General features: G+C 52.8%; 12 protein-coding genes. 11 read left to right on the top strand and 1 reads right to left on the bottom strand.

Annotated elements, in window-relative coordinates:
• Positions 1 to 182: 182 nt before the first annotated feature.
• The 8 genes from CWM52_RS20655 (at position 183) to CWM52_RS20620 (ending at position 6,512) form a co-directional block, all read left to right on the top strand.
• On the top strand, positions 183 to 779 hold the full coding sequence (locus CWM52_RS20655) for a PilL N-terminal domain-containing protein (RefSeq protein WP_100685795.1): 597 nt from the start codon (positions 183 to 185) through the stop codon (positions 777 to 779).
• 32 nt (positions 780 to 811) lie between these two features.
• Positions 812 to 1,495, top strand: a complete 684-nt coding sequence (locus CWM52_RS20650) for a hypothetical protein (protein ID WP_227499823.1) — start codon at positions 812 to 814, stop codon at positions 1,493 to 1,495.
• Positions 1,496 to 1,505: 10 nt separating this feature from the next.
• Positions 1,506 to 2,210, top strand: coding sequence for a TIGR03759 family integrating conjugative element protein (locus CWM52_RS20645; RefSeq protein WP_100685794.1), 705 nt, complete (start codon positions 1,506 to 1,508; stop codon positions 2,208 to 2,210).
• Positions 2,192 to 2,758, top strand: a complete 567-nt coding sequence (locus CWM52_RS20640) for a transglycosylase SLT domain-containing protein (RefSeq protein WP_004856702.1) — start codon at positions 2,192 to 2,194, stop codon at positions 2,756 to 2,758. Before CWM52_RS20645 ends, CWM52_RS20640 begins: the two co-directional genes overlap by 19 nt.
• The gene (locus CWM52_RS20635; protein ID WP_100685793.1) at positions 2,755 to 3,267 is read left to right on the top strand and encodes an integrating conjugative element protein; all 513 of its coding nucleotides are present in this window, start codon (positions 2,755 to 2,757) and stop codon (positions 3,265 to 3,267) included. Before CWM52_RS20640 ends, CWM52_RS20635 begins: the two co-directional genes overlap by 4 nt.
• A gap of 103 nt (positions 3,268 to 3,370) precedes the next feature.
• Positions 3,371 to 5,455 (top strand): type IV conjugative transfer system coupling protein TraD, encoded by a 2,085-nt coding sequence (gene traD, locus CWM52_RS20630; protein WP_100685792.1) that lies wholly within the window; start codon positions 3,371 to 3,373, stop codon positions 5,453 to 5,455.
• Complete coding sequence (locus CWM52_RS20625; RefSeq protein ID WP_227521318.1) at positions 5,439 to 5,738, top strand: hypothetical protein; 300 nt, start codon at positions 5,439 to 5,441, stop codon at positions 5,736 to 5,738. The genes traD and CWM52_RS20625 overlap by 17 nt, the downstream gene beginning before the upstream one ends.
• Positions 5,739 to 5,747: 9 nt before the next feature.
• A complete protein-coding gene (locus CWM52_RS20620; protein ID WP_044349370.1) occupies positions 5,748 to 6,512 on the top strand; it encodes a TIGR03747 family integrating conjugative element membrane protein in 765 nt (254 codons plus the stop codon).
• A 228-nt stretch (positions 6,513 to 6,740) separates the two neighbouring features.
• Here the strand turns inward: CWM52_RS20620 and CWM52_RS20615 are convergent, their stop codons facing one another.
• The gene (locus CWM52_RS20615) at positions 6,741 to 7,436 is read right to left on the bottom strand and encodes a hypothetical protein (RefSeq protein WP_416308815.1); all 696 of its coding nucleotides are present in this window, start codon (positions 7,434 to 7,436) and stop codon (positions 6,741 to 6,743) included.
• 337 nt (positions 7,437 to 7,773) lie between these two features.
• Here CWM52_RS20615 and CWM52_RS20610 point away from each other — a divergent pair, with 337 nt between their 5' ends.
• From CWM52_RS20610 to CWM52_RS20600, 3 genes are read left to right on the top strand one after another with little or no spacing between them, the layout of a single operon-like run.
• A complete protein-coding gene (locus CWM52_RS20610) occupies positions 7,774 to 8,085 on the top strand; it encodes an RAQPRD family integrative conjugative element protein (RefSeq protein WP_100685789.1) in 312 nt (103 codons plus the stop codon).
• The gene (locus CWM52_RS20605) at positions 8,082 to 8,318 is read left to right on the top strand and encodes a TIGR03758 family integrating conjugative element protein (RefSeq protein ID WP_100685788.1); all 237 of its coding nucleotides are present in this window, start codon (positions 8,082 to 8,084) and stop codon (positions 8,316 to 8,318) included. Before CWM52_RS20610 ends, CWM52_RS20605 begins: the two co-directional genes overlap by 4 nt.
• A 28-nt stretch (positions 8,319 to 8,346) precedes the next feature.
• Positions 8,347 to 8,721 (top strand): TIGR03745 family integrating conjugative element membrane protein, encoded by a 375-nt coding sequence (locus tag CWM52_RS20600; RefSeq protein ID WP_100685787.1) that lies wholly within the window; start codon positions 8,347 to 8,349, stop codon positions 8,719 to 8,721.
• The last annotated feature ends 7 nt before the right edge of the window (positions 8,722 to 8,728 follow it).

Raw genomic sequence — 8,728 nt, 5'->3', positions numbered from 1 at the left:
TTGTTGGAGTGAACATATCAAAAACAGGCAATTACACAATTTAAATTACAGTCTCTCCTTGTGAGTTGCATTAACGCCAGATTTTTCTGGCGTTTTTTTTGTGCTGTAAAAACAGTTGTTCGTTGAGGACATACCGCTGGTTTCGCAAAGTTGGGCCTCTTTTGTCTGACTAAGGAACCCGCATGAATCTTCATATCCCAATGGCTGTCTGTCTGACTGCCAGTCTCCTGGCCGGTTGTACGCAAAAACTCCAGCAACCTGATACGCAACCTCATCCGACTGCACTGAACGGCAACGTCCAACCAGCCCGACTGGATGTCTATGCCGCCTCTCCTGAAGTTGTTCGCTATGACCGCTATCTGCTGGTTGATACTTCCCCGAGCGCTGCACAGCGTGCTCCACTGGAGCAGACCATTGATATCCGTATCCCCGTGTCATTATCGCCGACCGTGGCGGATGCCATGCGCTATGCCCTGCGCCAGTCCGGGTACTCGTTATGCAGTACGACACCGGCGAACCGGGTGCTGTACAACCAAAAGTTGCCTGCTGTGCATTATCAACTGGGGCCAATGCGTCTGAGCCAGGCGTTACAAATCCTGGCCGGATCGGCCTGGCAGCTTGAGGTTGATTCTGTGCAACGGATCGTCTGCCACTCATTGCGTGATGGCTATCGTTTGCCCCCAGACGCGGTGAAATCGTCGGTCACTTCGGTCTCTGTGCCGCTACCTCCTCAACCCGTCAATATCACCGCTCCGGCTCCGCAGAGGATGCTGAAATGAACGAATCTGCGAGTTTCATGGAGATACCTGAAATGAAAGAGTCTGTAAGACCTGTACGCAGCAAACTCTGGGCGATAGTCCGTTACGGTTTAGGCGGGCTGGTTTTGTTTGCATTAGGCGGAATTACATTTATCAGCCTGAAGCAGGTCCAGCTACTTTCCGGGGAGGTCAGCCAGCTTAAGACTGCGTTGCAGGGTAGCCCGGATATCGCGCCGCTCCAGGCACAGCTGACAACGTTGCAACAGCAGTTTGAAGCGTCGCAAATGCAACTGGAAGGTATGGCTGACAAACCGGCATTTGCGGCTTTGCAGCAGAAGATTGAGGCGCTGGATAAGCAACAGCGTGAGCAGACTACCTCGGAAGCGGTGCTTAAAACCGAACTGTCTTATCTTCAGGAGCAAGTTCGTGCTTCGAATCAGCGTCCGGACAACGTCGCCACCGTTGTTCCTTCCGTAACGCCTGATGCAGTGGCGGTAAAGAAAAAGCCCACACAGAAAACGCAGCGGCCAGTTACTGCACCCTTCGTCCTCACCGGTATTGAACGACGGGGAGGAATTGCCTTTGCTGCGATAGCGCCACAATCGGCAACACAGCTCACGGAAATAGCGTTAATGGAACCGGGGGAAACCCGTCAGGGCTGGACTTTGCTGGCGATTACTGGTCAGCAGGCTCAGTTTCGCGTGGCGGGGCAAACCCGGACGTTGACGGTGCGATAAGGAAGTCGGGATGAAAAAGTTCAATGTCGTGTTGCTGACAGGAGTGTTGACAGTGTCAACAGTCGCATTTGCCGTATCGCCGGTGATTCAGGAAAACAGCCTGGCGGTAACTACCTCGTTGCAGATGCTGGAACAGCAACAAATGACGCGGAGCGCTCAGGAGTGGGGGCTGACAGCGGAAGAGTGGCAGCGTTATGAAACGCTGAAAAAAGGACGGCGCGGCGTGCTGTCTCCGGGGTTAGATCCTTTGACGATGCTGGGCATCGAGGCGCGTACTGACGAAGAACGTCGCCATTTCGCCGAGCTGACGGTAAAGCAGGAGTTTCAGCGGGTTGAAGCGGAGCTGGCATTTCAGCGGGAAGTGAACAGTGCGTGGATGCGGGTCTATCCCGGCGTTCTGCCGGTTCAGGAGCTGCGGAGTGAAGCCAGTAACGCCCGTCAGGCGCTGTTTGTGAAAGATAATTGCCCAGCTTGCGACCGTAAACTGTCGCAACTGATGAAATCGAACCAGTCGCTGGATATCTATCTGGTTGATAGCGGCGGTAAGGATGAGGCGGTTCGAAGCTGGGCGAAGAAACATAATATCCCTGCTGAAAAGGTGAAATCCCGCCAGATAACGCTGAACCATGACAATGGTATGTGGTTGAAATATGGCAACGGGCTGATGCCGGTTGTATTGCAACAGGAGGCGCAGGGATGGCAGCGCGTAAATTGATGTGGCTGGCAATGTTCATCGCACTGCCGGAGTGTCTGGCGGCGCAATCTGTTCCTGAAGGATATTACCGGGTTGCGCAGGCGGAAAACGTTCCTGCCGAAGCGCTGTATAGCCTGGCGCTGACGGAATCCTCCCGCAAGCTGGCGCATGGCGTACGTCCGTGGCCGTGGACAATTAATGTTGCCGGGAAGGGATATCGCTACGCCTCCAGGAATGAAGCTTATCAGGCGCTGTTAGGTTTTATGCGGCGCTATCCGCTCAAGCGTATCGATGTCGGTATTGTGCAGGTCAATCTGGGCTGGAACGGTCATCATTTTACATCCACCTGGGAAGCATTTGATCCCTATATCAATTTGCACGCTGCGGCCCGTATTTTACGAGCTTGTTACGAGCGTAGCCCCGGGAGCTGGATATCGGCTGCGGGGTGCTATCACCATCCGGCAGGCGGCAAACCTGCACAAACCTATAAGGCTATCGTGTCGCGTCACCTGGGCACGTTGCAGCCGTCCATACAGACACTGGCATTCAATCCGGGAGGAACACAATGATGATGCGTTTTGCTGCTCGTTTTCCGTTGGTTCTGGCTCTGCTGTTTCCGGGCATAAGTCAGGCCGAACTGACCGTTGTCGCCGATCTGGGTGGGCAGTCAACGGCTGAATATTTTGCTGGTATTAACAATCAGGGGGAAGAGCCACCTGACTCGCAAGTGTTGACACTGTCAACACCTGACAAAGCATCGGTATTACCCATCCGTACTCCGGAGCTTTCGCCAGGGCCGCTGGAGGCGCGTTCTCTCTCTATGCCCGGAATGCGTTCGATTTTCCTGATTGGTGACGACGATCTTTCCCAGCGCTGGCTGGCTTTGCGCCGCGATCAGCTTATTCAGCTTAATGCTGTGGGCTATGTGGTGAATGTTGCCAGCAAAGCGGCATGGGATGATTTGCAGCACCAGGCGAACGGGCTGGAGTTGCTTCCGGTTTCTGGTAGCGATCTGGCCGTCCGGCTGGGGATTTCTCACTACCCGGTACTGATTAGCGAGAAGGGACTGGAGCAATGAGAGCGGGGTTACCACTGGATGAAATCAGTCTTTTGATTGGCCTGGTCGCTGTGAATTTACTCATCTGGTTAATTTTTCTTTCTAGTAATGACGGGAGGAAGAAATGAGTGACCGCTATGTGATTGAAGCTATGCTGCGGCCAGCGGTGGAGCTGAACACTGCCGTTGTTGCCGCCTGCGCCAGCTATATCTGCGTGACGGCCCCGTGGGCGGTGGCGCTGGCACCTTCAGTCAGCTATGTCACTGCGGCAGGGTTTGCCGCACTGTCGGTGAAACGTACGCAGCAGGGTTTACGGGTATTGCGTTATCGGCGCAATATCCGCCGCCTGCCGCGTTATGTTGTGACAAGTAGCGAGGTGCCGGTGAGCAATCAGCGGTTATTTCTGGGCAAAGGGTTCATGTGGAAACAAAAGCATACCCAGCGACTACTGGATACCCTGCGGCCGGAGGTGGCAGGTTACGTGAATCCTCCGGCGTTATATCAGGCAGCACGCCGTTTTGAGCAGCATTATGAGCATCGTTTTCCTGCCCTGTGCAAGCTGCTGGCCCGTGATTCAGCGCTGAATCCCGTTCGGCCATTACCGCCAGTCGGCGGTCATCCGGCATTGCACGGCATCGAACCTGATGAAGTTAATGTATCTATGAGCTTAGGAGAACGTGTCGGACATATGCTGGTTCTGGGCACCACGCGTGTCGGCAAAACCCGCCTCGCCGAGTTGCTGATCACCCAGGATATTCGTCGCGGTAACGTCACCATAGTTTTCGACCCCAAAGGTGATGCCGATCTGCTGAAGCGCATGTATGCCGAATCACACCGCGCAGGCCGCGCTGGTGAGTTTCATGTTTTCCATCTGGGCTGGCCGGATATCAGCGCCCGTTACAATGCGGTCGGGCGCTTTGGTCGTATTTCGGAAGTGGCTTCGCGTGTGGCCGGACAGCTCAGTAGTGAAGGGAACAGCGCCGCATTTAAAGAGTTCGCCTGGCGTTTCGTCAATATTATTGCCCGGGCGCTGGTTGCGCTGGGGCAACGCCCGGATTTTGGCCTCATCCAGCGTTACGTGAACAATATCGGCGATCTGTTTGAGACCTATGCGGAAACCTGGATGGTGAAGCACACTCCGGCGCAGTGGCAACAGGTGGAGAATCTGGCGCAAATTCTGGATGAGCGTGATATCCCCCGGCATATGGAGGGGCGTTCGCTGCGGGTGGTGGCGATTGAACAGGTACTGAACAGCGACGAGGGTAAGAAGGTTTACGATCCCGTGCTTGATGGACTGCGTTCGTCGGTACGTTATGACCAGAAGTATTACGACAAGATCGTCGCAAGTCTGCTGCCGTTGCTGGAAAAACTGACCTCTGGTAAGACGGCACAGCTGATTTCGCCGAACTACACCGATATGTCTGATCCCCGTCCTATCTTTGACTGGCAGCAGGTGATCCGTAAGAAGGGCGTGGTGTATATCGGCCTTGATGCGTTGTCCGACCCGGAAGTTGCGGCAGCGGTGGGCAATTCAATGTTTGCCGATCTGGTCTCCGTGGCGGGGCATATTTATAAATTTGGCGTGAATGATGGCCTGCCTGGTGAAGAGAGCAAGAAGACGCCGATCAGCCTGCACTGTGACGAGTTTAATGAGCTGATGGGGGATGAATTTATCCCACTGATTAACAAAGGTGGCGGGGCGGGTATTGAGGTAACGGCCTATACCCAGACGTTACCGGATATCGAGGCACGGCTGGGCAATGCGGCGAAAGCGGCGCAGGTAGTGGGGAACTTTAACAGCCTGGTGATGCTACGGGTGCGGCATACGGAAACGGCGGAACTGATGACTAAACAGTTGCCGGAAGTGGAGGTCTATACCAAAACGTTGGTTTCCGGTGTCACCGATATCTCGAATCCGGAAATGGGTAGTGATTTTACCTCGAATACCCAGGACAGGGTGAGCACGGTGCGCACACCGCTGATCACTGCCGCGAACGTGATTAACCTGCCGAAAGGGCAGGCGTTTGCCTTACTGGAAGGCGGTCGGTTGTGGAAGATCCGGATGCCACTGCCAGCTGCTGGCGCGGATGCCCTGATGCCGGATAGTATCGGCCAGATTGCAGACTATATGCAGCGAAATTACCGGACAAGCGATGCCTGGTGGTCGGGTAGTGCGTTACCGGGAGATTACGATGCAGCCACTTTTTGAAAAGGAAATCATGATGAAAAAAATGTACCAGGTTGAGATGGTAGCAGCGGTCACGAAAGACAGTTCATTGCTTGTGCCTGAAGATGTGATGGATGTGATGAAAACGCAAATTTGTTCTTCACTGGAGATCCCTGAAATTGTTGAACAATTGAGTATGCTGGGGTATCGGGTTAGGTACGAACCGAGGTCGCATATTGAAAATGAGATCGCTAGTCTTTGGATCATAATTGATCAGGAAGAGATGTTGCTGAACTGCCAGATGGAGCCGCTGGCGGTACATTAAGGGGATGTTATGTCTCAGATGAACACATCTTCAGCCTCGGCTCAGTCGCCCACTCCGCCAAAGCCGCATGGCTTTTTCACTGTGCTGCTGTGGGACACGCCGTGGCGTATTATCGGAATGTTGCTGGTCTCGCTGCTGTTTAGCCTGATTGTGGAATATATCGGTATCGCGTTCTTTTGGCCGGAGCAAGGGGCAGAACATAGCCGTGCCGTTATGCAGACAGAAAGCGATTATTTCGCTGAGGGATTTACGCAAAGTTTGTTGCTGTCATCGCCAGTGGTGGCGGTACAGAGCTGGATCGCGCTGGGTTATCAGTGGTTGTTTGTGAATAGCGGGTTTATGGGCTGGTTGCAGTCGATTCAGACGCCGACTGTCAGAAGCGGGAATGGCGTTACGGATGAGCTTAATGCCTGGAGCGTCTGGGCGGTACAAATTGCCTATGAATACTTGATGGCAACGATATATGTGTCTCTGGTCTTTCTGATGCGGGTGACCATTCTGGTGCTGTCAGTGCCGTTGTTTGTGCTGGTTGCTATTGTTGGCATTGCAGATGGGATGGTTCGACGCGATCTGCGCCGCTACGGTGCGGCCTATGAGTCGAGCTTCCTCTACCATCATGCCAAGCGTGTCGTGAAGCCAGCGGCGTATATACCGTGCGTGCTGTATCTGTCCGCGCCATTCGCGGTGTATCCGAATGTATTGCTGTTACCGGCAGCATTGCTGATGGGGCTGGCTATTTCGGTAACGATGGGGAGTTTTAAGAAGTATTTGTGATATGTCAGAAAGCAGAAAGGAGAGCCTACGCTCCCCTTTCTACATTACTCTACGACAACAATTATTGTTGAAGGGTTAGCCGCTGCCTAACCAACTGATATCTACCTTTTACAGGCCGACCTCAGTCAGGGTGCCTACGCGGGTCTCATCTGGATTTAAAGAGCGGGGAGACTCAAGCACACTCTACACACTATTTATACACGCTTACTCATTTTTGATCAAGCCGCACTACCTGCCAATAGAGCTGAACAAACATGCGGCATGAATCGTTGCACCAGGATACTGCTGCGAAATGATATGTGCGGCAGTATCTAACGTTGTGCCTGAAGCCATTAGATCGTCAACGAGTAGAATCCGCGTGGGTCGGAAGTTCAGCTCAGGTAAAACATTCAGTGAAAGCGGCGGGAGTGCGTCACGAAGACCAGCAGGAATACCTTTAAGTGAGAAATTCCCTTTAAAACCAACTTCTTTAGCCTGCAACTTAATACGGTAATCGAGGCTCCTGGTTTCTTCGACGCTGATATCTGCGCGATCTAAGAGTCTGAATGCTTCTTCAACCGTTATTTTTCGTAAAAGATTTGTAGAGTGAACAGATCCAAATCTCCTGGCGAACCGTTTTGCGACTACGTGACTGATATTATGAGCAGATGGCATAGAAATTATAAGCTGATATCCATCAGGCTCTTGCCTTGCTATCTGCTCCAGTATGATCCCGAAGCTTTTGTGCAACCTTTTAATGCTGGATATATCGGTTGTAAGTTCTTCTTTTCCTTTCAGGGCATAAATCAAAGGGCAGTTATCGCCAAGTTGTCGTTGTTCACGATTACGTCTGCGTTTACCTGAGAGTAACTGGCGTTTGAAGACGGAATAAATTTTTAGGTTGCCAGAGTGCTCTATGGTGGGATTGCCCTGTGGACGGGTAATTAGCCAGTCACGGCAATCATGATCGACGATAACTTTATGTCCCTTAAGTATTAATCCCACTTTTATTCACCTGACTGGAAGCAGTGGTGCAGTATAACAGGGGGGCAATTTCAGCTCCATAAGCGTAATGGGAACATTGTTCCGATTGCGCTTATGGAGCCCTGCCGGGGGAGCAAGCCAGCTTGCTCCGGGGTGGCAAAGAACCCCGATGGCGCACCTTGCGCCACGCCTTACCCCGCCATAATTTTCAAAATTCCACTTCTGTTTTCTTACTGCCCACTAGGGCACTTTTCGCCACCCTTCCTCTGGACATGCAATCGCATTGAAGGAGGTTTATATGCGCATGACACAACCCCGGGCATGGTGCCTGTTGGGGATTCTGCTGACTTCAGGCGTTCAGGCCGCTGAGTCTGACGAGCTGGCGTTGGTAATAAAGCAACTGGATCAGGTGCAGGCCGCGCTGGAACGCGCCCGTGTTATCGCCGTTCAGGATGGACTGAACGGGCGCTTCTATTTCGATTATTTGAGGGCAACGCAGGACATCAAGGCGATTCGCCAGGGGATCGGTATCTACCTGGAACCTTCCCGCGCCCAGCCAGTCCCTTCGGCATCTCTCACCGGTCAGTACCGGATGGAGCGTCACCCGTGAACGATACCCAGACTAGCGCATTTAAGGCGGCAAGCGGCAACGCCGATCCCGCACTGCTGAGCAAAGTATTTATTGGTGCGCTGATTGCCCTGCTGATTTTGTGGGTGGGATGGGGTCTTGTACACGTTTATCGGGGATATGCGACAGGTCACATCAAAGAGCAGGCTCTGGTACGTTTTGCCGTTCGCTCAGTCCTTCTCATCATTATCGCTATCTATTTCTTTGCCAGCTAAGCCTGGCTTCTCTTATAAGGAAATAACTATGTTTTGCTCTGCATTATCTTCTTTACGTTTTTCTTTTCGTCTCTGGTCTGCTCGTGGGCTGGCAGTCGCTCTGATCGGAATTTCTACTGCCCGTGCGGGTTTGCCAACTGTTGAAGGCCCCAAAAGCAGTACCGACGGCTCTTTCTATGGTCAGATCGCCGGATATCTCAATGACGGTATTGTTCTGGGTGGGTTAATTCTTGCGGCAGTTGCCATGCTATCCGTAGGTAACGCCATTATTGCGACCTTTGCCGAAGTTCGTGACGCGAAATCAACCTGGGCTAAATTCGGGATGCTCTGCGTAGTGGGTATCATTCTGGTGGTTGTGGTTATCTGGCTTGCTGCAAAAGCCGCTACGGTATTGCTGGGCTAAGGAGATG

This window comes from Raoultella sp. T31 (assembly GCF_002806725.1).
GTDB lineage: Bacteria > Pseudomonadota > Gammaproteobacteria > Enterobacterales > Enterobacteriaceae > Klebsiella > Klebsiella electrica.
The sequence above is the reverse complement of the archived record's forward strand: the minus strand, read 5'-3'. Positions and strand labels throughout refer to the sequence as shown.